Source organism: Sphingobium sufflavum, from assembly GCF_021403115.1.
GTDB classification, from domain to species: Bacteria; Pseudomonadota; Alphaproteobacteria; order Sphingomonadales; family Sphingomonadaceae; genus Sphingobium; species Sphingobium sufflavum.
The window spans coordinates 406,309-432,518 of the sequence record NZ_JAJSSH010000002.1 but is presented as its reverse complement, the minus strand read 5'-3'; the positions used below and the strand labels follow the sequence as shown (position 1 = coordinate 432,518).

Sequence of the window (26,210 nt, the reverse complement as noted above, 5' to 3'; positions counted from 1 at the left end):
AATGAGGCGTCGGGGTGCAACGAAGCGGCTAACACGCGCCACGACCGCCATGGCGGCCAGCGCGCGCCGCCCTCACCGTGCACTCCCACCCTCGTCATGCCGTCACGCATCGTCTGAACAAGAAAGCCAGCCCCCGGACAGAAGCCTGCCAACGAACGCATCCCTCTCGGAAAGGCAACGGGCATCACCCTCCTCTCAAGCCTTCCGGCTCGAAGGATGTAATGATGTTGATGCTGTCCTTACCCAATCGCGCAGGCGTGAAATGCATCGTCCCCGTCACGAAGGACGGCCCTTCCTCGATCATGGAAAGGTCGATCTCGATCGGATCAATAAGGCCGAAGGGCAACGGATTGCTCAGGAACGGCGCATCCTCAACCTGTATGAAAAAATCCACGAAGGTCATGTCACCGGCGGATGTCGTCATCCGAAAGGCCCAGGCATGACAGGTCGCAATCGGGTATTTCACGACGAACTGCACGATGGCCCGCCGGTCCGAACAGTCGTTCGTGGGGCCAAGGGCATAGACCTTCCCATGCTTTCGCCTTTCTCTGGAAATCTGGACGGCCGTGTCGGATGGTGCGCTGGGCCGCCCTGTCGAAACGGGCACGGACTGGATGGCGCCCTTGACGGGGATATGCAGCATCTGCTGCGCGGGGACCGCCGACGGTCCGACCATCAGCAACCCGGCCATTACAGTCTTTACAGCGTCCATGCCGCCTCTCCCTGCCGTCGCCGCTCTTGTCCGCAGGGTGTCAGCCATGGCCTGCTGCGGTCAAGTCTAATGATCCTCGGGCCACACCTCCCATGCCTGACCGCGCCCGCCGCCCTGCCCCGGACATGCCCCCGACCCACTGTTGCCCAATCGCCACATCCCTCGCCCAACCGTGTATCGCCCCCGCAACCAAATCCATGACGCCGGGTTTCCCCGCCATGACGAAACGCACCCCGCGCGCATTGGCCGCCATCGCCCTCCTCGCCCTCTCATCCGCTCCCGCGCTGGCGCAGGATACGCCGCCGCAGACCTCGATCTTCGACGGCGATTATCTCACCATCGGCGCGGGCGGGGCCTTCGGTCCCAGCTATGAGGGATCGGACGATTATGTCGCCTTTCCCGCCGCCGCCGTGATGGGCCGGGTCGCGGGGGTCGGCATCGCGGCGCGCCCGGCGGGCCTCGCGCTCGACTTCATCAACGATCCCAAGGATGCGAAGCTCAGCCTGCAATTCGGCCCGGTCGTGCGCACCCGCTTCGACCGCAATCGCCAGATCAAGGATCCCGCCGTCTTCGCGCTGGGCAAGAAGGACGTGGCGGTCGAGGTCGGCGGCAATGTCGGTTTCAGCATCAACCGCATCACCAATCCCTATGACAGCCTGACCTTCAGCGTCGACGTGCGCGGCGACGTGGCGGGCGCGCATGAAGGGTTCGTGATCGCGCCGACCGCCACTTTCCAGACACCGCTCAGCCAGGGCAGCTTCGTCGCCCTCTCCATCTCGGCGGAGCATGTCGACGACAAATATGCGCGCTATTATTACAGCGTAACCCCGGCGGGAAGCCAGGCGTCGGGCCTGCGCCCCTATCAGGCGCGCGCCGGGTTCAAGAATGTCGGCGCGGGCCTGATCGGCGCCTATGATCTGGACGGCGACCTGACCAATGGCGGCTTCGCCATCTTCGCGGGCGTCAATTACTCGCGGATGCTGGGCAATTTCGAACGCTCGCCGGTCGTGGCGGATCGCGGTTCGCCGGACCAGTTCACCGGCGCCATCGGCCTCGGCTTCACCTTCTGACGGCCTGTTCCGCTTGATGGCCGGACCGTCCTTGACAGGTTGATGACGGGAGAGGGGCGGACCCATAGCCGCCCCTCTCCCCGCGCGGGATCGGCGTGGGACGTCAGGGGTCGTATCGGCTGACCTCGATCCCGGTGCCCACCGGCAGCAACAGGCTGCTGATCCCCTTCTTGGTACGCAGCGCCTTGAGATAGGCCTCGATCCCCGGCCCGCCCGGCCTGTTGATATTGTCCGCCACGATGATCGCCCCCGGATTCAGCTTGGGGTAGAAGGCGTCGAGGCAGGGCGTGTACAGGTCTTTCCACAGGTCCAGCAGCACGAAGTCGATGCCGTGCGGCAGCGCGTCGATCAGGGCCAGTGCGTCGCCGACCTGAAAATCGACATAGTCGGCAAGGCCGGCCTTCTCCGACTGCTCGCGGGCATAGGCGGCCTTATAGTCCTGTAGCTCCAGCGTGGTCAGCCGCCCGCCGGATTCGCGCGCGGCATGGGCCAGCCAGATGCCGGAATAGCCATAGCTTGTGCCGATTTCGAGGATGTTGGGCTTGTCGAAGGCACGGGCGATGATGTTGATGAGGCGGCCCGTCTCCGGTCCCACCGCCAGCAGCCGCTCGTCCCGGTCGGGCGCGGTCAGGGTCGTGGTGGCGGTGGGACTGGCGCTGGCGGGGCCGGTGGGATGGGCGGCGCGCTGCGCCTGTTCCTGCGCGATGCGAGCGTGATAATGATCGAGTACGGCCTGAATAGTGTCGTCCATCGCTGGCTCCATGATGTGTCATGATAATGTCGGGGGCGGGCGCTGTGGCGCCCCCCGGCTCGGTCCGTACCGTCGCACGCCTCCGATATACATCTCGATATATCTAAATCAAGCCTCTCCAAAACCGCTTTTCGGTTGGTCATCCTGTAATGACCGACCCCGCCCGCGCGGGGGACTGGACGCCAGCGCCCGCTGTCCCTATGGTCGCGCCAAACCCCGGGGAGCCAGCGTGGCTGAGAGGTGGGCGTCGCGCCCCACGACCCGCAGAACCTGATCCGGCTAACACCGGCGGAGGGAGTGGAAGCGCGGTCAGCCCATCATTTTGGGCAGGCACGGCCACGATCCTTCCGACCTGAGGAGGAACGAACGACAATGGCCGACATCCCCGCCCGCACCGAACTGACCGTCACCACCGGCCCCATCCGGGGATCGAAGAAGATTCATGTTCCAGCGCAGGGCAATGCGGACGTGCGCGTCGCCATGCGCGAAATCCATCTGGAGCCGGGCAGCGGCGAGGCACCCGTCCGCGTCTATGACACTTCCGGTCCGTACACCGACCCTGCGGTGAAGATCGACATCATGCGCGGCCTGCCGCAGCTCCGCCGCGACTGGATCGTCGGGCGCGGCGACGTGGATGCCTATGACGCGCGCGCCGTGAAGCCGGAGGACAATGGCCTCTCCGGTCCCGACCGTGCCAAGGGTGTGGAACCGTTCCCCCATGTCGTCCGCCAGCCGCTGCGTGCCAAGTCCGGCGCCAACGTCACACAGATGTATTACGCCAAGCGCGGCATCATCACCGAAGAGATGATCTATGTCGCGGAGCGCGAGAATCTCGGCCGCGCCCGGCTCAAGGAATATATCCGCGACGGTGAGGACTTCGGCGCGGAAATCCCCGACTATGTGACGCCGGAATTCGTCCGGTCAGAGATCGCGCGCGGTCGCGCCATCATCCCCAACAATATCAACCACCCGGAATCGGAGCCGATGGCGATCGGCCGCAACTTCCTGGTCAAGATCAACGCCAACATCGGCAACAGCGCCGTCGCCTCCTCTGTCGCGGAGGAAGTGGAGAAGATGGTGTGGTCGATCCGCTGGGGCGCGGACACGGTCATGGATCTGTCGACCGGACGCAATATCCACGACACGCGCGAATGGATCCTGCGCAACTCGCCCGTCCCGATCGGCACCGTTCCCATCTATCAGGCGCTGGAGAAGGTCGGCGGCATTGCCGAAGACCTGACGTGGGAAATCTTCCGCGACACGCTGATCGAACAGGCCGAACAGGGCGTCGACTATTTCACCATCCATGCGGGCGTCCGCCTTGCCTACATCCCCATGACCGCCAAGCGCGTGACCGGTATCGTGTCGCGCGGCGGCTCCATCATGGCCAAATGGTGCCTGTCGCATCACAAGGAATCGTTCCTTTACGAGCATTTCGACGAGATCACCGAAATCTGTAAGGCCTATGACATCGCCTATTCGCTGGGCGACGGCCTGCGCCCCGGTTCCATCGCGGACGCCAATGACGAGGCACAGTTCAGCGAACTCTACACGCTGGGTGAACTGACCAAACGCGCCTGGGAGCAGGATGTGCAGGTTATGATCGAGGGGCCGGGCCATGTGCCCATGCACAAGATCAAGCAGAATATGGAAAAGCAGCTTGAGGCCTGCGGCGAGGCTCCCTTCTATACCCTCGGCCCGCTAACCACCGACATCGCGCCCGGCTATGATCATATCACGTCCGGCATCGGCGCGGCCATGATCGGCTGGTACGGCACGGCCATGCTCTGCTACGTCACGCCCAAGGAGCATCTGGGCCTGCCCGACCGCGACGATGTGAAGGTCGGCGTCGTAACCTACAAGCTGGCGGCCCACGCCGCCGATCTGGCGAAGGGCCACCCGGCCGCCAAGGTCCGCGACGACGCGCTATCCCGCGCCCGTTTCGAATTCCGCTGGCGCGACCAGTTCAACCTGTCGCTCGACCCCGAAACGGCCGAGCAGTACCACGACCAGACGCTCCCCGCCGAGGGCGCGAAAACGGCGCATTTCTGTTCCATGTGCGGCCCCAAATTCTGCTCGATGAAGATCACGCAGGAAGTGCGCGACTTCGCCGCCAAACAGAACCAGCCCAGTGACCAGTTCATCGCGGCGGAGGATGTCGAGAAGGGCATGGCCCAGATGAGCGAAGTCTTCCGCGAGACGGGCAGCGAACTCTACATGGGATCCGGCGGGCGCGAGCATGATTGATCGCGGTTAAAACCAGTCCGGCAGAATAGTGATCCCGATCCGGTCCATTCCGGGTCGGGATTTTTCTTATCCCCTCTATTGCAGCTTGGTATCGCAACGCATCTTGCCTACGATTTGATGTGGAAATTCCGGGGGATGCAGGATGATGCGGCGTTTTATTATCTGGTCCATGCTGCTAGTCTGTTCCGGCACCGCTCACGCCGAATGGCTGCAATCATCGAGCGATCATTTCCTCGTCTATGCCAACGACAACGAGCGCAACATTCGCGCTTTCTCGCAGCAGCTGGAGCGGTACGACGCCGCCATGGCACTGCTGACCAATATGAAGCGGCCACCGCTCAGCCCGTCGAATCGCGTCACCGTGTATGTGGTCAACAATGAAAGAGAAGTGCGCAAGCTCTATGGCGATGGCGCGAAATATATCGGCGGCTTCTATGTCCCACGCGCCGGTGGCTCTCTGGCCATCATTCCCCGTGTCACCGCCCGGCAGGGAACGGCCAGCCAAGGCATGATCGTGCTGCTGCACGAATATGCCCATCATTTCCTGATCTCGACCAGCAGTTTTCCGGTGCCCCGCTGGATGTCGGAGGGATCGGCGGAGTTCTTCGCCGCCGCCAGTTTCGAGGGCGACGGCGGCATCGGGATTGGCCGCCCTGCCCGTCACCGCGCCTATGAGCTTTTCAGCGCGCCCGATGTCAAGGTCACGGACCTGCTCGACCCCGCCGAATATGACAAGCGCAAGGGTAAGGGCTATGACGCCTTCTATGGCAAGAGCTGGCTCCTTTATCATTATCTGGTCTTCGACAGCGCACGCTCAGGGCAGATGGAGCGATATGTCCGGCTTCTCACCCAGGGCAAAAGCCTGCGCGACGCGGCGCAGGAAGCGTTCGGCGATCTTGGCCAACTGGAAAAGGGTCTGCTCGCCTATAAGGCCAAAACCCGGATGTCGATGTTGAAACTCCCAGCCGCGCGGCTCCGGACCGGGGGTGTCGAGGTCAGCAAGCTGAGCACGGGAGAGGCCGCGATCATGCCGATCCGCATCCGCTCCCACCGGGGCGTCAACCGGGAGCAGGCCGGGCAATTGCTGGTCGATGCCCGCGACATCGCCGCCCGGTTCTCGACAAACCCTGCGGTCCTGACCGCGCTGGCCGAAGCAGAACATGACGCCGGGAACGACAAGGAAGCGGTCGCCGCCGCCGACGCGGCGCTCGCTATCGACCCCGCGCAGGTCAACGCCTATGTCCAGAAAGGCTATGCGCTCTTCCACCTTGCCAGCACCGCGCAGGATAAAGCCACCGCCTACAGGGAGGCACGCGCGCCTTTCATTGCCCTGAACCGGCTGGAGAACGACCATCCACTGGCCCTCTATTATTATTACCAGAGCTTTGCGCGGCAGGGCGTCACACCGCCCCCGGTTGCGGTGGAGGGGCTGGAACGGGCCGCATTCATCGCACCCTTCGATCTGGGCTTGCGGATGACCCTCGCCATGCAGTTACTGCGCAACAAGCGCCCGGGGCAGGCGCGTTTCCATCTACTGCCCGTCGCCTATAATCCCCATGGCGGACAGATGGCCGAAAGGGCGCAGCAGATTCTGGCCCGAATGGACACGGACGCCGAATGGGATGGCACGGATTTCAGGCCCGGCACAGCGATCAAGGAAGACACGCCGTGACACCGGGAAAAGGCCAGACGGTCTAACGGATTCGGTCGATAAAACGCGCGGTTGCCCCCTCTCGCAGGATCAGGTGAAAGCCGGGAACGCCGCGGTGTAACCAATCCCACTCGCCTCTTTCACCGTCAGATCCCGCAGTATCTCCAACCCGCTCGCCTTACCGCTTGCGTACGAACTCCGCACGCAGGACGAGGCCCTTGATGCCGTCGAACTTGCAGTCGATCTCCTGCGCATCGCCTGTCAGGCGGATCGACTTGATGAGGGTGCCGCGCTTCAGCGTCTGACCCGCTCCCTTGACGACCAAATCCTTGATAAGCGTCACCTGATCGCCGTCGTTGAGAAGATTACCAACCGAATCCCGCACCTCGACGCCAGCATTTTCCGGACTAGCCGCCTTATCGGCCGCCTCCGCGGCGCTGATCCATTCACCCGTCGCCTCGTCATAGACGAAGCTGTCGTCATCCTGCGCCATATCATCACTTCCTTCGGGAAAGGGCTTACATAGGCGCGGACAGACAATCATGCCAATCGCTGCGATTGGCTGACATTGGACATTATCGACAGGATCGCTGGTAGCAGGGACTTTGTGGTCAAATGCACCTACCCATTATGGGAGTAGCAGCCCTCATGAATGCCGACACGAACCGCATCCCCGAACTTTGCTGGTTTCAGTCATAGGCAGCACAGACCAGAGCGTCCGCCACAACGCCGGATTAAACCCGGTCACAGCCCAAAAGATCACCACCTACCGATTCAGTGCTGCAAGCTCAGTTCATACCATCGCGCAAGTCACGGGCCGCCAACAAAAGCGCCCCGATCGACGTCCAGCAGCACCTCCCCCTCATCCTCACCATCCCAATAATGGGCGCGCTCGGCATGCACCTTGATGAGGACGAGACCGGGTGTATCCACGCCCTGCCTGAACCAGCGATCCAGATCCTTGGTCCAGTGCCGCTCGAACTGGCTCTTGTGCCGGATCAGTTCGGCCCGCCCTTCGACTGCCACGAATAAGGGACGCAGGCCAAGCAGTCCCGTCCTCCCCTGAAAACTCAGGCCGACTTGCGGGTCGCGCTCGATGTCGCGCACCATCACCGTATCCTCGGTGGTGAAGTAATGACTGTCGCCGTCATATTCCACGTCGCGGTTGTTGCTCATCGGCCGCGCGCCGATCTGTCCCCCCTCCGAGCGGGTGGAGAGCATGGCGAAATCAATATCCTTCATCTTGCTGGCCAGATCTTTGATCGACTTTGCCGTCATGGCGCCTCTCCTTCGACGGTTGAGGACTGCATAACGCATCAGACCGGCCTAATGCTCCGCGCGACCAGCCGCCTGTTACGGCGGCCAGTCGCCACTGGCCGCTCAGTCCTCCAAAATCCTTTCCAGCGTGATTTCGCAGTTCAGCAGCTTGGAGATCGGACAACCCGCCTTAGCCTCGTCCGCGATGCGGTTGAAATCCTCCTCGGTGATGCCCGGCACTTTCGCGACCAATTTCAGGGCGGACTTGGTGACCGCGAACCCCTCGCCATCCTTGTCCAGCGTCACGACCGCGCTGACATCTAGCGTGCCATCCGCATGGCCAGCCCCCGCCAGCGCGAAACTGGTCGCCATGGTGAAGCAACTGGCGTGGGCGGCTGCGATCAGTTCCTCCGGGTTCGTGCCGGGCTTGCCCTCGAAGCGCGTGCCAAAGCCATAGGGCTGCTCCTTGAGGATGCCGGACTTGGTCGTAATGCTGCCCTTGCCGTCCTTACCCAGGCCTACATAGCGGGCGGATGCACTGTTGGTGGTCATGAGGATGGTCCTTTCGCAAAATGGGGGAACTGCCTGTCCAACGGGGCAGCGTCGCTTTCGTTTCACAGCCAAGCATGACGGCGCCATGTCAACAATGCCAGCGACAACCGACACTGCCATCCATCCACCCCATATCCTGCCCAGCCCACATCCGGTCGCGCCCCGTGCCCCGTCCGGCTGGACAGCGCAGGACTGCCACGGATAAGGACATAGCTCACCCTGTTGAAATCACGACCGAACGAGGGAAAGACCAGTGCCCCTGCCCGCTCTCAGGCGCCTGATCCTCATGGCACCCGGCACGCTCGCGCTGGTGTCGGGCACGACCGCCCGCGCCGAAATCCCACCGCCCGTAGAGGCGATGATCCGCGAGGCAGCGCGGAGCGGCGACCAGTCGACCGTCGACGCGGTGGTAAAAATCGCCAAACTCACCAACCCCGGCGATACGGCGGCAATCGACATTCTCGCCAGCAGCCTGCTCGCCGCTCGCCCACCGTTCATCCCCCCGTCGGTCGAAGCGATCGTGCGGGAGGCCGCTCGGGCGGGCGATTCCGCCGTGACCGCCCCGGTGGTGCGCGCTGCCAAGGCGACGAACCCCCAACAGGCAGACGCCATCGAAACGTTGGCCATGGGCTTGCTGACCGCAGAGCAGGAGAAGGCGCGGCAGGAACGGGAACAGCGGCTGGCGTCACTGCGCTATCTTCAGGGATGGAAGGGGCAGGGGCAGGCTGGCTTCGGCCTCACCAGTGGCAATACGGAGGAAATGAGCGCGGTCATCGGCCTGTCGGTCAAGAAGGAGGGGCTTCAGAGCCGTCACAAGTTCGAGGCGCTGGCTGATTATCTCCGCACCAACGACCTGACCACGCGGGAAAAGTTTGGGGCCAGCTATTCGCTCGACTGGCTGCTGCGGCAGGGCTTTTATGTCTATGGCGTAGTCGGCTGGGAGCGGGATCGGTTCGCGGGCTATTCGCGCCGGTTCACCGAATCCTTTGGCATAGGCCTTCGCGCCATCGATGGGGAAAGCATGACCCTCGACCTCGATGCCGGCCCGGCTCTGCGCCAGACCGCCTTTACCGACAACAGCGCCTCCAGCGACATCGGCGCGCGCGCATCGCTCAATTATAAATGGGTGCTATCGTCCAGCATGAATTTCACAGAGCTTGCCTCGGTCATCTCTGCGGAGGGCCGCATGACCCTCACCGCCACTTCGGCCTTCACGTCAAAGATCACCAAGGCCTTGTCCGGTCGCCTATCCTTCAATGTGCAGAGCGAAAGCAACCGGGCAGACGGTGCGAAACCCACCGACACCGCAACGCGGGCGACATTGGTGTATGAATTTTAGGGTCAGGCAGCCATTCCGGCGAGATGCTGCGGGCAGCATCAACCGCCCGGCGCCCATTCCGGTTCGGCCAGCACGAAACCGGAAAAGTCGAATCCCGGCGACACGACGCAACTGACGAGCGCCCAGCCCCGGTCGGCTTCGGCGGCCTGCCAGGCATGGGGCGGGATGACATGTTGGGGCACCTCGCCGCCCAGCACATCCCCGCCCAGACGCACGATGCTGACCGGGCCGTCATCGTCACACGCGATAGAGAGGCACAGCGGATGCCCCGCATGCCACAGCCATAGTTCCGCCGCATCGACCCGGTGCCAGTGCGACCGCTGCCCCACATCGAGCAGGAACCAGATCGCCGTCGCGCTCGCCCGCTCCCCTACTGGTGCAGGCGCCCGCCATGTCTCGCGATACCAGCCGCCTTCGGGATGGGGGGAAAGCTCCAGTCGCGCGATGATCGCCGCGACCTCACCCTCCGCCATTGCCGTCATCCCGCTCATGATACTCCCTTTCGGATCGCTGGCGGCCCGGCTTCCAGCGAACCTCGATTCGGTCGTCCTGCGCCATGACGCCCATGCCAGCCAAGCACACCAACGCGAAAAAGGCGGCCGCCCCATGGCGCCCGCCCCTTCGCATCGAACCAACCGGGCATAACGCCCGGCGGACCGGCTTATTTGATCTTGGCTTCCTTGAACTCGACATGCTTGCGCACGACGGGGTCATACTTGCGGAAACTAAACTTCTCGGTCTTCGTGCGCGGATTCTTCTTGGTGACATAGAAGAAGCCGGTGTCAGCCGTGCTGACCAGTCGAATTTTCACTGTGGCTGGCTTCGCCATGGCCCCATCCTTCTAGAAATCTTGCAAAAACAAAAAGCGGCGCCAAACGCCGCCCGTGTCAGAGGCGGTCCGATGCCCCATAGCCCATGCAGAGTCAAGCATCTTCCGCCATGGCCACCTCCGTGAAAGGATGAACGAACAGCGTAACTGCCCCTTAACCCTTCGCGCGCATCATGCGGGATAACAAGGCAGGGAGGATATATGCCGCACGGTGCCATGATGATGATCCGCAGCGACCTGATCCGTCGTATCGACGCGATTGCGGCGACGGCGGGCAAGACCAGCCTCGCCGCCCTGTGCGAGCAGGTCGATGCGATTCGTCGCATCGCCCGCCAGCATCGCCTCGAAGCGGTCGAGGGGCTGGCCAGCATGATCGAAACCGCGACCGCCTACAGCGGCCATGGCACAGTCGTACTGTCCTACCTCGACCTGATGCGCGACGCCGTCGATTGCGAGGATCAGGACGGCCATGTCCGCGCGGCCTATACGGCGGCGCTGTCACTGCGCCTCGGCGCCTGACTCACACATAGCAGCGCCTGACCGTCCATGGATGCGCTGCTTCTCGCCCTGTTGCTGAACCTCATGCTCGATCAGGGTGCGAGGACACAGCATGACATCGCCCGGATCTCCGATTCGGGACGCGCGGATGGACGCTTCTTCACCGGCCTCACCATCGTCATCGCCCTCAACGCCGCGTTGGCGGCGGCTGTTGGCGGGATAATGGCCGCGCTGCTGATGCCCAACGCTCGGCTGCTCTTCCTCGCCATCGCCCTGCTGTTCGGCGCGGCGGGGCATATCCTCACTGCCTTCCGCAAGCCGCGCAACGTCAACAGCCCGGTCTTTCGCGGTCGCCTCCACCTGCTGCTCAGGCTTGCCCTGCACCGTGCGGGAGAGAATGCCGCTTTCGTGACCGCCGGAGTCGTCGCCTTCACCGACGCCCCGGTTCTGGCCGCCGTCGGCGCCGCACTGGGCGCCGGAGTCGCGCTGCTGCCACCCCTCATATTGGGCAGCCGCTATACCCGTCATGGCCTGCTGCGCGCCCTCCTGTTGCTATCCGGCATGATCCTTCTGTGCATCGCCATTGGCTGCGCCGCGAGCGCCCTGCGGATTTTCTGATCCTGTCAGAGTGACTGATCGCCCCGGTCGATCAGTGGCAGCGATGAAATCCACCGCGCCCTGCCGCAACCATTATGGACCATCCGGGTTAGTCGCGATAACGCTTGTGCAACGACCGCTCGACAGCCGTTACCCGCGATCCGACCATCATGCCGAAAGGATTCACCATGCCCAAATCCGACCTGAAGACCCCGACAGACCTGTCGTCCAACGCGGCCAGCAATGTGGCGACCGCGCTCAACGGCCTGCTGGCGGATTATTATGTGCTGTATCTGAAGACCAAGAATTTCCACTGGCATGTCTCCGGCCCACATTTCCGCGACTATCACCTGTTGTTCGATGAGCAGGCAGCCGAAATCCTCGCCACCACCGATCTGGTGGCGGAGCGCGTGCGCAAGACGGGCAACACGACCCTGCGCTCCATCGGCGACATTGCCCGGCACCAGAGCCTGACCGACAATGACACGGATTTCGTATCGCCCAAGGATATGCTGGTCGAACTGCGCGAGGATAATCTGCGCCTGATCGAGGCGCTGCGCGCGGCCAAGGCCGTCGCAGGTGAGGCAGGCGACAATGCCACCGATGGCATCATCGACGACTGGACCGATCAGGCCGAACAGCGCGCATGGTTTCTGTTTGAGGCCGCGCGCGGAATCTGATCCGCCGGGCAATCGGGCAAGGCATATAGTGTGAAGGGGCGGGCAACGAGGGATGATGTCCGCCCCTTTCCTGTATGTGGTCCCCATCAGGCACGGATAGTGAATGGCAGGGAGGGCGTTGACCACCTCGCCCTTGCCCATTTCGTCGCCCATCCTTGCCAGCGCGCCATAAAAAGTCACAGAGCAACCTGCGACACTGGCGACCACAGATGCTACGCCGCTGGCATGTCCTATTCCGCTCTTCGCCTGCCGCTGGCATGGCTGACCGTCGGCGCGACAATGGTTGCACCTGCCATCGTCCCAGCCGCCCTTTCGCCGTTTCTGGCTGTCATGCTGTTCCTGTGGCTGCTGGGCATCATCTTCTGGTCGGCGTTCGGCGTGGTCCATGAAGCGGAAGAACTGGCCGAAATCCTGGGTGAACCGTTCGGGACACTGGTACTGACCCTGTCGATCGTCATCATCGAGGTCGCGCTCATCTCCGCCGTCATGCTGGGGCCGAAGGCTGTGCCGACGCTGGGCCGCGACACGATGTTCGCCGTATTGATGATCGTGCTCAACGGCGTGGTGGGGCTTGGCCTGCTGGTCGGCGGGCTGCGCCATCACCAGCAGAGCTTCAACCTGCAAGGGGCGAGCGCCTATCTGGCGGTGACGATTCCCCTTGCGGTGATTGCGCTGGTTCTGCCCAATTTCACGACATCCAGCAGCGGCGGCACCCTGTCCGCCACCCAGTCGCTCCTCTTCTCTCTGTTGACCATCCTGCTCTACAGCCTGTTCCTCTGGCTTCAGACCGGGCGGCATCGCGGATTCTTCCAGCCCGCAGGCACGGGCGCGGAGGTGGAGGACGCCAGCCCGCTGCCCCATGCCAAACCGCCGGGACCGCAACCCGCGGCCCCGCTCTCTCGCCATGTCGTCCTGCTGCTCGCCAACATATTTCCCATCGTCATCCTCTCCAAGAGCTTGGCCAAGCTGCTCGATGCCGGCATCGATACGCTATCTGCGCCGACGGCATTGGGCGGCATCATCATCGCGATGATCGTCTTCACGCCGGAGGGCATTTCGGCGTTGCGGGCTGTAGCGGCAAACCAGCTCACCCGCGCGATCAACCTATGTCTGGGCGCGGCGACATCGACTCTGGGCCTGACCGTCCCCGCCGTCCTGCTGATCGGCCTGTTGAGTGGGCAGCCCGTCATCCTCGGTCTTTCCGCCGCCAATATGGTGCTGCTGTCGGTCACGCTGGTGCTGAACGGCATTACCTTCTCCGGCTCCCGCACCACGATGCTGGAGGGCGCGGTGCACCTATCCCTGTTCGGCGTGTTCCTGATCCTCGTCTTCAGCCCTTGAGGATCAGGTGGGCCAACGGGAGAGATTCGCCCTTGGCCTAGCCCTCTCGCAGCGTCTTTTTTGAGGGAATGGTGCGCGGCAGAATGATCCAGACGGGCCTGGCTTGTCGCACAAGATGACCAACCGAAAGGCTGTATTGTTCGATCACGGGTCGAGCCGGTGGAGGGTAGCGGCTGGATGTGTCAGCCATGGCAGGCGGCGGTGGGTGAGTTTTATTCAACTGTTTGATTTTACAATATTTTTGTAAAATCAAACAGTTGGCGCCTTTTTTGCCAGGCCAGAGCCTGCGGGAGGGCTTCAGGAACAATGCTCTGCGCTAGAGGCGTAGCGCGCGCCGACCGCGACTGCTCGGTAAATCGCTCACGCTCCACGCCCGACCTCCTGAAGCGAATCGACCGTGAAGCCAGTGCAACGGGCTGGCCGCGACACTCACCCGAATCGCGAGAGGGTGATGGCTTTTCCTTGAAACGTCCTTGCCAGCCTGCGAACCGAAGGTGGGCGAAGTCCGGCCAAGCCATCGCACTGCCGGATGCATGGCTTCGCTGCGCTCGCAAAGACGAGGCAAGCGAATTTACCGGCCGCACGCTCCACGCTCCACGCTCTCAGGCTCCCACGGCATAACGCAAACAGGAAGAGGGCCGGAACGCCAAAGCGCCCGGCCCTCTTCTATCCTGTCAACATTTCGCTCGACGAACGGCCATTGGCCCTGCCGGGAAATCAGTCGTGCTTGGGGTTCAGGTTCACCGCAGCATGTTTGCCACGACGATCCACTTCCAGCTCGAAGTCCAGACGGTCGCCCTCGTTAAGGGTGCTCATACCCGCACGCTCGACCGCGCTGATATGCACGAATGCATCAGGCTGGCCATCGTCGCGCTGGATGAAGCCGAAGCCCTTCATCGCGTTGAAGAACTTCACGGTGCCGCTCGCGCGCTCACCGGTTAGCTGACGCTGGGGACCACGGTCGCCGCCGCCATCCCGTGCGGGGGCTGCGCCACCGCCAGTGACAGGAACGACTTCGCCGTCGATGGAGAGATCGCTGGCCGAAACCTTGCCACCCCGGTCAACCAGCGTGAACTTCAGCTTCTGGCCTTCGCCCAGACCAGCAAGACCGGCCTGCTCGACCGCGCTGATGTGCACGAACACATCTTCACCGCCGTCATCGCGCACGATGAAGCCAAAGCCCTTCTGGCCGTTGAAGAATTTCACGGTGCCGGAGCCTTCGCCAACGACCTGCGCGGGCATTCCGCCACGACCGCCGCCGCCGCCGAAACCACCGCCGCCGCCGCCGCCGAAGCCGCCACCACCGCCGCCGAAGCCGCCGCCGCGATTGCCACCACCGCCGAAGCCGCCACCGCCGCCGCCGAAGCCGCCACGACCGCCACCACCGCCACCGAAGCGATCACCGCCTCCGCCGAATCGATCGCCACCGCCAAAGCCGCCGTCAAAACCGCCGCCGCCGAAGCCTTCGTCGCCGAAACCGTCGCGCTTGTCCTTGCCGCGTCCGCGGCGTCCTCTGTCGAAACTCATGCCCTGTTGATCGCCTTCGTTCGCCCTCGTCATTGGACCGTACGCTGGGCGAAAGGCACACGGAACCGCCCGCTACTATCTGAGGGCAATTACGGGCTATAACCCGATTCCAAACGCAGCGCGAACATTTTCCGGGCCAAAGCTGCGTTTTTCAACGAAAGTTGCTTCCATCGCGCCAACTTTGCCTCGCAATAGCGCTACCATGGCCTGAAAGCTCGATTGAGTTGTTGCCTGACCGGCCCTAAGGGATGGTCATGACAGTCCATTTTCATGAAGAAGACTTGCCCGCCGGCGCTCTTGGCCCCGGCCCGGTTGCCATCGACACCGAGACCATGGGACTCATCACCCCACGTGACCGGCTGTGCCTCGTCCAGATCAGCGACGGGTCGGGGGATGAGCATCTTATCCGCTTCGGTCCGGGCAGCAGCTTCGACGCGCCGAATCTGAAGGCCGTCGTCGCCGATCCCAACCGACTCAAGCTGTTCCACTTCGGCCGATTCGATATTGCCGCCATGCAGCATTATCTCGGCGTTCTCGCCCAGCCCGTCTATTGCACCAAGATCGCCTCCCGCCTCGTCCGCACCTACACCGACCGCCACGGCCTGAAGGAACTGGTGCGCGAATTGCTGGGACAGGAGATTTCGAAGCAGCAACAGACCTCCGACTGGGGCGCGCCCTATCTGTCGGATGCGCAGCGCGACTATGCCGCGTCGGACGTGCGTTACCTGCACGGGCTGAAGGCGGAGCTGGACAAGCGGCTGGCGCGCGAAGGCCGCACCGAACTGGCGCAGGCCTGTTTCGACTTCCTGCCCCACCGTGCGCTGCTCGACATCGCCGGCTGGCCGGAAACCGACATCTTCGCACATATGTGAGGGAGGTGAAGGGCGATGTCCGCAGCGGCTGACAGCCAGCGTTCCGTGCGCCAGCACTGGGCCGCACCGGGAGGGTCGCACGACCGGATGATCGGCGTCCTGAAAAAGGGACTGCCGGTCGCCGTCGGCCTGCTCGCGGCCGTGCTGGCCACGGCGCCCTTCACTCATGACACAGAAGTCAGCTTCCTGCTCGACAAGAACAAGGTCGATGTCGCCAGCGAGCGGATGAAGGTGACGGAAGCCCTGTACCGGGGTGAGGACGCCAAGGGCCAGCCCTTTTCCCTGCGCGCCGGGTCCGCACTCCAGAAAAGCTCGCGCGAGCCGATCGTCCAGTTGAAGGATCTGGAGGCCCGCCTCCAGATCGACGGCCAGGCCAGCGTGGTTTCCGCGCAAAAGGGGCTGTATGACATAGAGAAGGAGCGGGTCGGCGTGAACGGTCCCCTCCAGTTCCAGGCGGAGGATGGCTATCGCTTCACCACGCGCGATGTCGCAATCGATCTCAAGACCCGCCGACTCGCCAGCGAAAATCGCGTGGACGGCCGCATGCCCATCGGCACGTTCGGCGCCGACCGGATGCAGGCCGACCTGTCGGCCCGCACAGTGACGTTGCAGGGCCGCGCGCGTTTGCACATCGACCAGAATGGACTGAGAGCCAAAAAATGACCTCCATCATCAAGTCGGCATCCCTTATCCTCACCACGGCGGGCGCCGCTGCAGTGGGCATCGGCACAGTGTCTCTCGGCACAATGTCTATCGGTATCGGGGCCGTGCAGGCGCAGGCCCTGAAAGGCCATAACAGCAACGCCCCCGTGGACTTCACCGCAGACCGGATCGAAGTGCAGGACCGCGCCGACCGCGTCGTGGTGTCCGGCAATGTGCAGGTGACGCAGGCCGACCTTCGCCTGACCTCCAACCGCCTGACCGTCGCCTATCGCCGCGACGGCGGGGTGGAGATCAACCGCATGGACGCGGTGGGCGACGTCGTCGTGACGCGCGGGAACGAGACGGCGCGGGGCAATGTCGCCATCTATGACCTCGACAAGCGGATCATCACCATGCTCGGCAATGTGCAGCTCAACCAGGGCACCAGCCGACTGACCGGCGGCCGCCTGCTGATCGACCTGCGCACCGGCCGGTCATCGGTGGACGGCAAGAGTTCGGGCGCACCGGGCGTCACCACGGGCGGCGGCGGGCGCGTGTCCGGGACGTTCAAGGTCAAGCAACAGGACTGAGAAGGCAGGCCGCGATCCGCGACACCGGCGGGACATGCCCTTTTCGCTATGCATGTTTCACGCCAGACTTGCCTAATGCCGTGGAAAGCCGCATGTCGTCGCCAGTGGCGGGACCGAGACACAGGACCAGAGAATGAGTGACATGCCGGCCACCACCCTTGCCACAGCCTCGACATTCGGTGCCGCAGCGACACCCGCCAGCACCGACAATGGCCTGTGCGTCATCTCCATCGCCAAAAGCTACGACCGCCGCGTCGTGCTGGCCGATGTCAGCCTGGCGGTGGGCAAGGGCGAAGTCGTCGGCCTGCTCGGCCCCAATGGCGCGGGCAAGACGACCTGCTTCTATTCCATCATGGGACTGGTGAAGCCCGATTCGGGGCGCATCGTGCTGGACGGCACGGACATTACCGGCCTGCCCATGTATCGGCGCGCGATTCTGGGCCTGGGCTATCTGCCGCAGGAAACATCTATCTTTCGCGGCATGACGGTGGAGCAGAATATCCTCTCCGTCCTCGAACTGGCCGAACCGGACAAGGACGCGCGCGCCGCCCGGCTGGAGACGTTGTTGGGAGAATTCGGGCTGACGCGCCTGCGCTCCAGCGCCGCTCTCGCCCTGTCCGGCGGTGAACGGCGGCGCTGCGAGATCGCGCGCGCGCTGGCGGCCAACCCGTCCATCGTCCTGCTGGACGAACCCTTCGCGGGCATCGACCCCCTCTCCATCGCCGACATTCGCGATCTGGTGAAGGATTTGCGCACGCGCGGCATCGGTGTGCTCATCACCGACCATAATGTGCGGGAGACGCTGGAGATCGTGGACCGCGCCTGCATCATCTATGACGGCAAGGTGCTGTTCGCGGGCAGCCCGACCGAACTGGTCGCCAACGCCGATGTCCGCCGCCTCTATCTGGGCGAGAGCTTTTCGTTGTGATTTCCGGCAGGGGTGGCACCGGCCCGCTGGCCGAGGCGCGTGACATGGGCCACGCCCACCCCGTCGCCCACACACTACCCCGTACAGCGTTTTCGGCCCGTACAGCGTTTTCGGCCCGTCCAGTGTTTTCGGCCTGCCCGGCATTGCCGGCGGGGGTCGAACCCGCGCCCACGGACAAAGGCTGACGGCCATGGCGATCGGTCCACGCCTCGACCTGAGGCAAAGCCAGTCGCTGGTGATGACGCCGCAGCTCCAGCAGGCGATCAAGCTGCTGGCGCTCTCCAACCTCGAACTGGAAACCTTCGTCGGCGAGGAGCTGGAGAAAAACCCGCTCCTCGAAATGGGCGCGGAAGATGGCGGCGACACCCCCACCGCACCGGAAACACCGACGGATACCACCAGTGCTGAAACCGATGGCATAGACCGGCTGATTGAAGCGGGTGCGGCGGGAGCCACCGACGCGCCGCTCGACGCCGATTATGCCGCGGACACCTTCATCGACGATGGCCCCGGCGACGCCGTGACGGCCGAACGATCCGGCCCCTCCATGGGCGACGGGATGCCCGGCAGCGACGGGAGCAACGGCGACCCCATCGACTTCGACGCCTTTGCAGGGCCATCGATCGGTTTGCACGAGCATCTGATGGCGCAGGCGGGCGCGACCTTTTCCGGCAGTGACCTGCTCATCGCCGGGCAGATCATCGGCCAGATCGACGATGCGGGCTATCTGGAAGCCAGCCTGCGGGACATCGCCGCCCAGCTTGGCCTCGACATCCCCGCCGTGGAGGCCGTGCTGGCCGGCGTCCAGAGCTTTGACCCCACGGGAGTCGGCGCCCGCAGCCTGTCCGAATGTCTCGCCCTGCAAGCGCGGGAGATCGACCGTTACGACCCTGCGATGGCGAAGTTGCTCGACAATCTCGAACTGCTCGCACGGGGCGCCGTCCCCCAGCTCCGCAAGCTGTGCGGCGTGGATGAGGAGGATATGGCCGACATGATCCGCGAACTGCGCGGCTATGACCCGAAACCCGGCCTGCGCTTCGCGTCCGACACGGTGCAGGCGGTGGTGCCGGACGTCTTCGTCCATGCGCAGGGCAAAGGGTGGATCGTGGAGATCAACAGCGCCACCCTCCCCCGCCTGCTGGTCAATCGCCGCTATTACCGGGAGCTGTCAGGCGGACCGCAGGACAAGACATCGAAGGCGTGGCTGGCGGACCGTCTCGCCAGCGCCAACTGGCTGCTGAAGGCGCTCGACCAGCGCCAGCGCACCATATTGCGCGTAGCGGAGGAGATTGTCCGGCATCAGGACGGCTTTTTCCGCCATGGCGTCGCGCACCTGAAACCCCTCACCCTCAAACAGGTGGGCGAGGCGATAGAGATGCATGAATCGACGATCAGCCGCGTCACCTCCAACAAATATCTGTCGTGCAGCCGGGGCGTCTTCGAACTCAAATATTTCTTCAGGAGCGGTATATCCGCCAATGACGGCGGCGAGGCCGTGTCGGCAGAGGCGGTCAAAAGCCATATCCGCGACCTGATCGGCGCGGAACTGCCCAGCGCGATCCTGTCGGACGACGCGCTGGTCGACATGCTGCGCGCCAAGGGTTTCGACATCGCGCGGCGGACCGTGGCCAAATATCGCGAAGCTATTGGGTTGGGATCGTCGGTGCAGCGGCGACGGCAGAAGGCGATTGCCGGGGGGCGGTAACGCCTGACGCTGCCGCCAACGACACCCCGGAATGATGATGTTAGATTGACCCGCCTCGTCATTGCGAGCGCCGCGAGCCGCAGGCAGGCGAAGCCCAACCGATCCATGAACGCCGCAGTGGATTGCCTCGCTGCGCTCGCAATGACGATTCACGGAAAAGTCATCACCCTCCAGCGACGGCCGATCCAGCAAGGAGCGGCGTGGCAAGGATGCTCACGCCGCCGCCCAACCCATCCTATCCGCGCCGCTTGCCCGACATAGTGATGATGCCAAACGTCCCCGCGTCGATGCTGGCCGTCAGCAGGTCGCCGTTGAGCAACCCCTCGCACTTGAAGTTCATCGGCATCGGAAAGCTCGTTTCCATGCGCCAGCTCAGTCGATTACCATCGACCTTGCCCTCTTTCACCTCCAGCGAACCGAGCGGACTGGCGTTGGTGCCCTGAAACCCGTCGCCACTGGTGACGATGGTGAACACACTCGCCTGATCCCCCATCGGCGTCTTGGTGATGCAATCATAGGCGCCATCCACCCGGACGCTGTCTGCGCCTGCACTCCCTGTCCCAGCACTACCAGCCTTCGCCATAATCCAACCCCCTCTTCATCCAGCACCGACTATTTGGCGGGCTGGCCTCCACTGTCAATCTCCTGCACCGGCAAGCCAAGCGCCTTGACCTGCGGCAGGATCTGGTCGCGGTCGCCGACGACGATCCAGCTCAGCTTCGCCGGGTCGAGCACCGCCCGCGCCGCCTTGTCCAGCTTCGCGGGCGTCATCGCCCGATAGCGGGCGGGCAGGCTTTCCACGAAGTTGAACGGACGACCGGAGATGGCGTCGTCGCGCATCTGGCCGAGCACCGCGCCGGTTGTCTCGAACCGGCCCGGCAGGCGCGCGATCGCACCATGGACGATGCGGGTAAACTCCTCGCCCGTGACGCCCTTTGGCCCCAGAAATTCAGTCATGTCCTGCCGGATGGCGGCAATGCTCGGCCCCGTCTTGTCGGCCTGCACCGGTGCGGAGACGAAATAGGGACTGCGGCCTTCGCGCTGCGACAGATAGCCGGACACACCATAGGACCAGGCCTTCACCTCGCGAATATCCGTGTTCAGGCGCGAGGTGAAATCATTGGCGAAGATGGTGTTGGCGGTGTTGAAGTCGAGAAGGTCGTCCTTCGTGGTCTTGTCCGTGATGAAGCCGCCCAGAATGACCGACTGCGGCGACTGCGGGCGGTTGATGATATAGATGGTGCCGGTCGAGGCCGGGATGGGCGCGGACAAATCCTTGGTCGGCGGCACGTCGCGGGTGGAGGGCCACAGACCGAAACGCTGTTCCAGCATCGGGATCAGTGCGTCGACATCGACATTGCCCGCGACGAATATCTCCGCCTTTTCGGGGCGCAACCAGCGGCGGTGAAACGCGCCCAGATCCTCCCGCGTGATCGCCTTCAGGGTCGCCGGATCGCCCAGCCCGCGCGAAGACATGCCATAGGGGTTCTGCGCGCCGTAGAGGATGGGGAAGATCGCGCGGACCGCCAGCCCCGACGGCTGCGTCCGTTCCGCGTCGATCGCCGACAACTGGATGGCGCGCACCCGCTCCACCTCCGCCGGGTCGAGAGCGGGGTTGCGGATAACGTCCGCCAGCAGATCGAGCGACGGGCCGAGATTGGCCGTCAGCGCGTAAAGCGAGACGGTCGTGCGATCCATCGACTGGCCCGTGGAGACATCCGCGCCCAGACGCTCCTCTTCCTCCGCGATGGCGATGGAATCGCGGGTTCTGGTGCCGGATTCCATGACCGACAGCAGCAACTGACCAATGCCGGATTTCTCGCGCGGTTCGGCGGCGATGCCGGTGTCGAAGCTGACGACCATCTGCACGGTCGGGATCACGGTACGCCGCGCGACATGCACCGCGATGCCATTGGACAGCTTGCGCGTGACCACATCGGGGAAGATCAGTTCCGCCGTGGGGGTCACGCCAGGAATGGGCAGTGTCGGTCTGGCCGCCGGCGCGGCGGCCGGCGCGGGGGCCTTTTCCGTACCCGGCTTGATGCCGATGTCCGCGCCCGGAGCGCCCGGAGCCGTCACCCCGGCAAGCTTCGATTCCTCATATCCGCTGCGTTCCCCCGGCTCGACGGTCAACGCATAGACGGGCCGGGTCAGCCATTTCTGCATCGCGGCGGTGACGCTGGCGGGCGTGGCCGTCGCCAGATCCTGCAAATCCTTCTTATAGCTGGCGGGGTCATTGTCGTAGAGAAGCCCCTCGGCCAGCGTCGTCGCCTTGCCACCGAAGCCCCCGACCACTTCCAGACTGCCGATCTCCCCGCTGAGCGTGCGGGTCGCAACCCGCTGCACCTCGTCGGCGGTCGGCCCCTTGGCGATGAGTTCGGCGATCAACTGGTCCAGCCGGGCCGATACCTTTGCCGGATCGACCCCCGGCTTGACGTCCGCCGTCACCTCCAGCTTGCCGATCTGCTCATGCTGCTCGACCCCGGCGGTGACGCCGACAGCCAGTTGCTCCTTGCGGACGAGCGCGTTGTCGAGGCGCGAACTGGACAGGCCGCCCAGAACCGCCGCGCCGATGGCCAACTGGTTACCATCGGGACTGTCGCGACCGGGGATGACCCATGTGCGGTACAGGCGCGTGGTGGACACACGGTCCGTCATCACCGCGTCGATACGTTTGGGCAATGTCGGGATGGGCGAGATGGCGGGCGGAACGGTGGGACCGGACGCGATGCCGCCGAAATATTTCTCCACCTTGGTCCGGGCGGTCGCAAGGTCGACATCCCCGGCCAGCACCAGCACCGCATTGTTGGGCGCATAATTGGCGCGGAACCACGCCTTTACATCGTCCAGGCTGGCGGCATCGAGATCGGCCATGGAGCCGATGGTGCTGTGCCCATAGGGATGACCATCCGGGAACAGGGCAGCGGCCTGGGCATAATCGACAAGGCCGAAGGGCTGATTGTCGCCCTGTCGCTTCTCATTCTGCACCACGCCGCGCTGTGCATCCAGCTTGGCCTGCGTCACCGCGCCCAGCAGATGCCCCATGCGGTCGGCCTCCATGAACAGCGCCCGGTCCAGCGCGCCGGTCGGCACCGTCACCACGTAATTGGTCCGGTCATACCAGGTGGAACCATTGGTGGCGGTGGAGCCTGCCTCCACCAGCGGTGCATCGAAATCGGGCACATTCTCCGACCCGCCGAACATCAGATGCTCGAACAGATGGGCAAAGCCGGTCTTGCCCTTCGGCTCATTCTTGGACCCGATGCGATAATAGACGGTGACGCCCACGACCGGGGCCTTGCGATCCGTGTGGACGATGACGCGCAGGCCGTTCTGGAGCGTGAACATCTGGTAGGGAATATCGACCTGCGCGACCAGCGCGGCGAGACTGGGCCGACCCGATGAAGCAGGCTCAGCAACAGGTGCGGCAGGCTTTGACACGGGCTTGGACGCGGCCGACGCGGGAGCGGACAGGCACAGCGACCAGGCAAGCGCCGACAGGCCGATAACGGCATAGGGGCGCGATCTGGGCATGGGCAATCCTCTCGGGGGCAGGCATATTGGAAGGGGCAGCATAGCGCGGCATCCCCGCCGCGCAATGGATCAGGCAGGGAAAAGCGTGGCCCCGGCTTTTGTTCAATTCCCCACCCCCTCCTTGTGAATTCCGGCTTCTGCGAAAGGGGCTTGGCAAAACATCGGATGGGCACGTTGCGATGGATTTACGGATAGTCGCCCCCCAGCGGTTTCGCTGCTGACCCAAGAATTTTTGCGCCCCGGCCTTGTGTGGTATTTAGGCAACACCATATCGGCGGCGAAAGGAACCATGACAGTCATGAACCTCGAAAAATTCACCGACCGGGCCAAGGGCTTCCTGCAATCGGCGCAGACCGTGGCCATTCGCAACAGCCACCAGCGGATCAGCCCGGAGCATCTGCTCAAAGCCCTTCTCGAAGACGAGCAGGGCATGGCGTCCGGCCTGATCGGCGCGGCGGGCGGCGACGCCGCGACGGCGCTGCGCGAGACGGACGCGGCGCTGGCCAAGGTGCCCGCCGTATCGGGCAGCGGCGCGCAACAGACACCCGGCCTCGACAATGATGTCATTCGTATTCTCGATCAGGCCGAACAGGTCGCGCAAAAGGCCGGTGACAGCTATGTCACCGTCGAGCGTCTGTTGCTGGCCCTCACCCTGGCGACCACCAGCACGGCGGGCAAGGCGCTGGCCGCGGCGGGCGTGAAGGCGGAGGCGCTGAACGGCGCGATCAACGCATTGCGCAAGGGCAAGACCGCCGACACGGCGTCGGCGGAGGATCGTTATGATGCGCTGAAGAAATTCGCGCGCGACCTGACCGAGGCCGCGCGGGCGGGCAAGCTGGACCCCGTGATCGGCCGCGACGAGGAAATCCGCCGCACGATCCAGATCCTGGCCCGCCGGACCAAGAACAACCCCGTCCTGATCGGCGAACCCGGTGTCGGCAAGACCGCCATCGCGGAGGGCATGGCGCTGCGCATCGCCAATGGCGACGTGCCGGACACGTTGAAGGACCGCACCCTCATGGCGCTCGACATGGGCAGCCTGATCGCGGGCGCGAAATATCGCGGCGAGTTCGAGGAGCGGCTGAAGGGCGTTCTGGACGAGGTGAAGGGCGCGGAAGGCCAGATCATCCTGTTCATCGACGAGATGCACACGCTGATCGGCGCGGGTAAGGGCGAAGGCGCGATGGATGCGTCAAACCTGCTGAAACCCGCCCTCGCGCGCGGCGAACTTCATTGCATCGGCGCGACCACGCTCGACGAATATCGCAAGCATGTGGAGAAAGACCCCGCGCTCCAGCGGCGGTTCCAGCCGGTGTTCGTGGGCGAACCGACGGTGGAGGACACCATCTCCATCCTGCGCGGCCTGAAGGAGAAATATGAGCTGCACCATGGCGTGCGGATCACCGACGGGGCGCTGGTGTCGGCGGCGACCCTCTCCAACCGCTATATCACCGACCGCTTCCTGCCGGACAAGGCCATCGACTTGATGGACGAGGCCGCCAGCCGCCTGCGCATGGAGGTGGAGAGCAAGCCGGAGGAGATCGAAAATCTCGACCGGCGCATCATCCAGCTCAAAATCGAGCGGGAAGCGTTGAAGCGCGAGACCGACAAGGCCAGCGCCGACCGTCTCGCCAACCTGGAAGAGGAACTGGCCAATCTGGAGGAGCAATCTTCGGGCCTGACCCAGCGGTGGCAGGCCGAGAAGGACAAGATCGCGGGCGAGAGCAAGATCAAGGAAAAGCTCGACGGCGCGCGAATCGAACTGGATCAGGCGCAGCGTCATGGCGACCTGGGCCGGGCGGGTGAGCTGCAATATGGCACGATCCCCGACCTCGAACGGCAACTGGCCGAAGCCGAAAATGCCGGCGAAGGCGCGATGCTGCGCGAGGAAGTGACCGCAGAGGATATTGCGGGCGTCGTCGCGCGCTGGACCGGGATTCCCGTCGAACGGATGCTGTCGGGCGAGCGGGAGAAGTTGCTCGCCATGGAAACGGAGATCGGCAAGCGCGTCATTGGGCAGGCGGATGCGGTGAAGGCCGTCTCCACCGCCGTGCGCCGTGCGCGGGCGGGGTTGCAAGACCCCAACCGGCCGCTGGGCAGCTTCCTCTTCCTCGGTCCCACAGGCGTGGGCAAGACGGAGCTGACCAAGGCGCTGGCCGAATTCCTGTTCGACGATGGCAACGCCATGGTCCGCATCGACATGTCGGAGTTCATGGAGAAGCACTCGGTCGCCCGCCTGATCGGCGCCCCTCCGGGCTATGTCGGCTATGAAGAGGGTGGCGTCCTGACCGAAGCCGTGCGCCGCCGTCCCTATCAGGTCGTGCTGTTCGACGAGGTGGAGAAGGCGCATGGCGATGTGTTCAACATATTGTTGCAGGTGCTGGACGATGGCCGCCTGACCGATGGACAGGGGCGCACGGTGGATTTCACCAACACCATCATCATCCTGACGTCCAACCTCGGCAGCCAATATCTGTCGCACATGGCGGACGGGCAGTCGGTGGCGGATGTGGAGCCGCAGGTGATGGAGATCGTGCGCGGCCATTTCCGCCCCGAATTCCTGAACCGGCTGGACGAGATCATCCTGTTCCACCGCCTCGCCGCCGACCATATGGGTCCGATCGTGGATATTCAGGTCGCACGGGTGCAAAAGCTGCTGAAGGACCGCAAGGTGACGCTGGACCTGACGGACGGTGCACGGGTGTGGCTGGGCCGGGTCGGCTATGATCCGGTCTATGGCGCGCGGCCTTTGAAACGGGCGGTGCAGCGCCATTTGCAGGATCCTCTCGCCGACCTGATCCTGCGTGGCGACGTGCCCGATGGATCGACCGTGCATGTGGACGAAGGCGATGGCGCATTGGCGCTGAGCATCCGTTGATCGGATGGAA

The 26,210-nt window shown here is 63.9% G+C and carries 24 protein-coding genes and 1 riboswitch; of the genes, 14 read left to right on the top strand and 10 right to left on the bottom strand.

Annotated elements, in window-relative coordinates:
• Nucleotides 1-184: 184 nt before the first annotated feature.
• Nucleotides 185-712 carry a hypothetical protein gene (locus LWE61_RS05280; RefSeq protein ID WP_234148975.1) on the bottom strand — a complete coding sequence of 176 codons (528 nt, stop codon included), beginning with the start codon at nt 710-712 and terminating at the stop codon, nt 185-187.
• Between the two features lie 218 nt (nt 713-930).
• On the opposite strand from LWE61_RS05280, the gene LWE61_RS05275 reads away from it, so the two are divergent.
• On the top strand, nt 931-1,782 hold the full coding sequence (locus LWE61_RS05275; protein ID WP_234148974.1) for a MipA/OmpV family protein: 852 nt from the start codon (nt 931-933) through the stop codon (nt 1,780-1,782).
• A 103-nt stretch (nt 1,783-1,885) separates the two neighbouring features.
• On the opposite strand, the gene LWE61_RS05270 is transcribed toward LWE61_RS05275, so the two are convergent.
• Nucleotides 1,886-2,533 carry an O-methyltransferase gene (locus tag LWE61_RS05270; protein WP_234148973.1) on the bottom strand — a complete coding sequence of 216 codons (648 nt, stop codon included), beginning with the start codon at nt 2,531-2,533 and terminating at the stop codon, nt 1,886-1,888.
• 216 nt (nt 2,534-2,749) lie between these two features.
• Nucleotides 2,750-2,831, top strand: a riboswitch (TPP riboswitch).
• A 74-nt stretch (nt 2,832-2,905) separates the two neighbouring features.
• Between LWE61_RS05270 and thiC the strand changes: the two genes are divergently transcribed.
• Both thiC and LWE61_RS05260 read left to right on the top strand, forming a co-directional pair.
• Entirely contained in the window at nt 2,906-4,780 is a 1,875-nt protein-coding gene (gene thiC, locus LWE61_RS05265; protein ID WP_234148972.1) for a phosphomethylpyrimidine synthase ThiC, read from the top strand.
• Between the two features lie 145 nt (nt 4,781-4,925).
• Nucleotides 4,926-6,452, top strand: a complete 1,527-nt coding sequence (locus LWE61_RS05260; RefSeq protein WP_234148971.1) for a DUF1570 domain-containing protein — start codon at nt 4,926-4,928, stop codon at nt 6,450-6,452.
• A gap of 157 nt (nt 6,453-6,609) precedes the next feature.
• On the opposite strand, the gene LWE61_RS05255 is transcribed toward LWE61_RS05260, so the two are convergent.
• The 3 genes from LWE61_RS05255 to LWE61_RS05245 all read right to left on the bottom strand — a co-directional run bounded on the left by LWE61_RS05255 (nt 6,610) and on the right by LWE61_RS05245 (nt 8,240).
• Entirely contained in the window at nt 6,610-6,924 is a 315-nt protein-coding gene (locus LWE61_RS05255) for an alkylphosphonate utilization protein (protein WP_234148970.1), read from the bottom strand.
• A gap of 317 nt (nt 6,925-7,241) precedes the next feature.
• Nucleotides 7,242-7,709, bottom strand: coding sequence for a pyridoxamine 5'-phosphate oxidase family protein (locus LWE61_RS05250; RefSeq protein ID WP_234148969.1), 468 nt, complete (start codon nt 7,707-7,709; stop codon nt 7,242-7,244).
• A 102-nt stretch (nt 7,710-7,811) separates the two neighbouring features.
• Nucleotides 7,812-8,240, bottom strand: a complete 429-nt coding sequence (locus LWE61_RS05245; protein ID WP_234148968.1) for an OsmC family protein — start codon at nt 8,238-8,240, stop codon at nt 7,812-7,814.
• A 253-nt stretch (nt 8,241-8,493) separates the two neighbouring features.
• Between LWE61_RS05245 and LWE61_RS05240 the strand changes: the two genes are divergently transcribed.
• Nucleotides 8,494-9,579, top strand: coding sequence for a DUF481 domain-containing protein (locus LWE61_RS05240; RefSeq protein WP_234148967.1), 1,086 nt, complete (start codon nt 8,494-8,496; stop codon nt 9,577-9,579).
• 38 nt (nt 9,580-9,617) lie between these two features.
• On the opposite strand, the gene LWE61_RS05235 is transcribed toward LWE61_RS05240, so the two are convergent.
• Nucleotides 9,618-10,061, bottom strand: coding sequence for a cupin domain-containing protein (locus LWE61_RS05235; RefSeq protein WP_234149080.1), 444 nt, complete (start codon nt 10,059-10,061; stop codon nt 9,618-9,620).
• A 179-nt stretch (nt 10,062-10,240) separates the two neighbouring features.
• Nucleotides 10,241-10,408, bottom strand: a complete 168-nt coding sequence (rpmG, locus tag LWE61_RS05230) for a 50S ribosomal protein L33 (protein WP_066599119.1) — start codon at nt 10,406-10,408, stop codon at nt 10,241-10,243.
• Nucleotides 10,409-10,609: 201 nt separating this feature from the next.
• Between rpmG and LWE61_RS05225 the strand changes: the two genes are divergently transcribed.
• The 4 genes from LWE61_RS05225 (at nt 10,610) to LWE61_RS05210 (ending at nt 13,524) form a co-directional block, all read left to right on the top strand.
• Nucleotides 10,610-10,927 (top strand): hypothetical protein, encoded by a 318-nt coding sequence (locus LWE61_RS05225; RefSeq protein ID WP_234148966.1) that lies wholly within the window; start codon nt 10,610-10,612, stop codon nt 10,925-10,927.
• A gap of 27 nt (nt 10,928-10,954) precedes the next feature.
• Nucleotides 10,955-11,524 carry a hypothetical protein gene (locus LWE61_RS05220; protein WP_234148965.1) on the top strand — a complete coding sequence of 190 codons (570 nt, stop codon included), beginning with the start codon at nt 10,955-10,957 and terminating at the stop codon, nt 11,522-11,524.
• A gap of 167 nt (nt 11,525-11,691) precedes the next feature.
• Nucleotides 11,692-12,183, top strand: coding sequence for a Dps family protein (locus tag LWE61_RS05215; RefSeq protein ID WP_234148964.1), 492 nt, complete (start codon nt 11,692-11,694; stop codon nt 12,181-12,183).
• A 225-nt stretch (nt 12,184-12,408) separates the two neighbouring features.
• On the top strand, nt 12,409-13,524 hold the full coding sequence (locus LWE61_RS05210; RefSeq protein WP_234148963.1) for a calcium:proton antiporter: 1,116 nt from the start codon (nt 12,409-12,411) through the stop codon (nt 13,522-13,524).
• Nucleotides 13,525-14,241: 717 nt separating this feature from the next.
• On the opposite strand, the gene LWE61_RS20755 is transcribed toward LWE61_RS05210, so the two are convergent.
• Nucleotides 14,242-15,051 (bottom strand): cold-shock protein, encoded by an 810-nt coding sequence (locus LWE61_RS20755; protein ID WP_326490603.1) that lies wholly within the window; start codon nt 15,049-15,051, stop codon nt 14,242-14,244.
• A gap of 254 nt (nt 15,052-15,305) precedes the next feature.
• Between LWE61_RS20755 and LWE61_RS05195 the strand changes: the two genes are divergently transcribed.
• From LWE61_RS05195 to rpoN, 5 genes are all read left to right on the top strand, one after another.
• Complete coding sequence (locus tag LWE61_RS05195) at nt 15,306-15,923, top strand: ribonuclease D (protein ID WP_234148962.1); 618 nt, start codon at nt 15,306-15,308, stop codon at nt 15,921-15,923.
• 15 nt (nt 15,924-15,938) lie between these two features.
• On the top strand, nt 15,939-16,586 hold the full coding sequence (gene lptC / locus LWE61_RS05190) for an LPS export ABC transporter periplasmic protein LptC (protein ID WP_234148961.1): 648 nt from the start codon (nt 15,939-15,941) through the stop codon (nt 16,584-16,586).
• Nucleotides 16,583-17,155 carry an LptA/OstA family protein gene (locus tag LWE61_RS05185; protein WP_407696191.1) on the top strand — a complete coding sequence of 191 codons (573 nt, stop codon included), beginning with the start codon at nt 16,583-16,585 and terminating at the stop codon, nt 17,153-17,155. The genes lptC and LWE61_RS05185 overlap by 4 nt, the downstream gene beginning before the upstream one ends.
• 142 nt (nt 17,156-17,297) lie before the next feature.
• Entirely contained in the window at nt 17,298-18,083 is a 786-nt protein-coding gene (lptB, locus tag LWE61_RS05180) for an LPS export ABC transporter ATP-binding protein (protein ID WP_234149077.1), read from the top strand.
• A gap of 190 nt (nt 18,084-18,273) precedes the next feature.
• Nucleotides 18,274-19,788: an RNA polymerase factor sigma-54 gene (gene rpoN / locus LWE61_RS05175; protein WP_234148960.1), complete on the top strand. Its 1,515-nt coding sequence runs from the start codon at nt 18,274-18,276 to the stop codon at nt 19,786-19,788.
• A 235-nt stretch (nt 19,789-20,023) separates the two neighbouring features.
• Here rpoN and LWE61_RS05170 read toward each other — a convergent pair whose 3' ends face one another.
• Nucleotides 20,024-20,371, bottom strand: a complete 348-nt coding sequence (locus LWE61_RS05170) for a hypothetical protein (RefSeq protein ID WP_234148959.1) — start codon at nt 20,369-20,371, stop codon at nt 20,024-20,026.
• Between the two features lie 29 nt (nt 20,372-20,400).
• Nucleotides 20,401-23,322: a M16 family metallopeptidase gene (locus LWE61_RS05165; protein ID WP_234148958.1), complete on the bottom strand. Its 2,922-nt coding sequence runs from the start codon at nt 23,320-23,322 to the stop codon at nt 20,401-20,403.
• 298 nt (nt 23,323-23,620) lie between these two features.
• Here LWE61_RS05165 and clpB point away from each other — a divergent pair, with 298 nt between their 5' ends.
• Nucleotides 23,621-26,200, top strand: coding sequence for an ATP-dependent chaperone ClpB (gene clpB / locus LWE61_RS05160; RefSeq protein ID WP_234148957.1), 2,580 nt, complete (start codon nt 23,621-23,623; stop codon nt 26,198-26,200).
• The last annotated feature ends 10 nt before the right edge of the window (nt 26,201-26,210 follow it).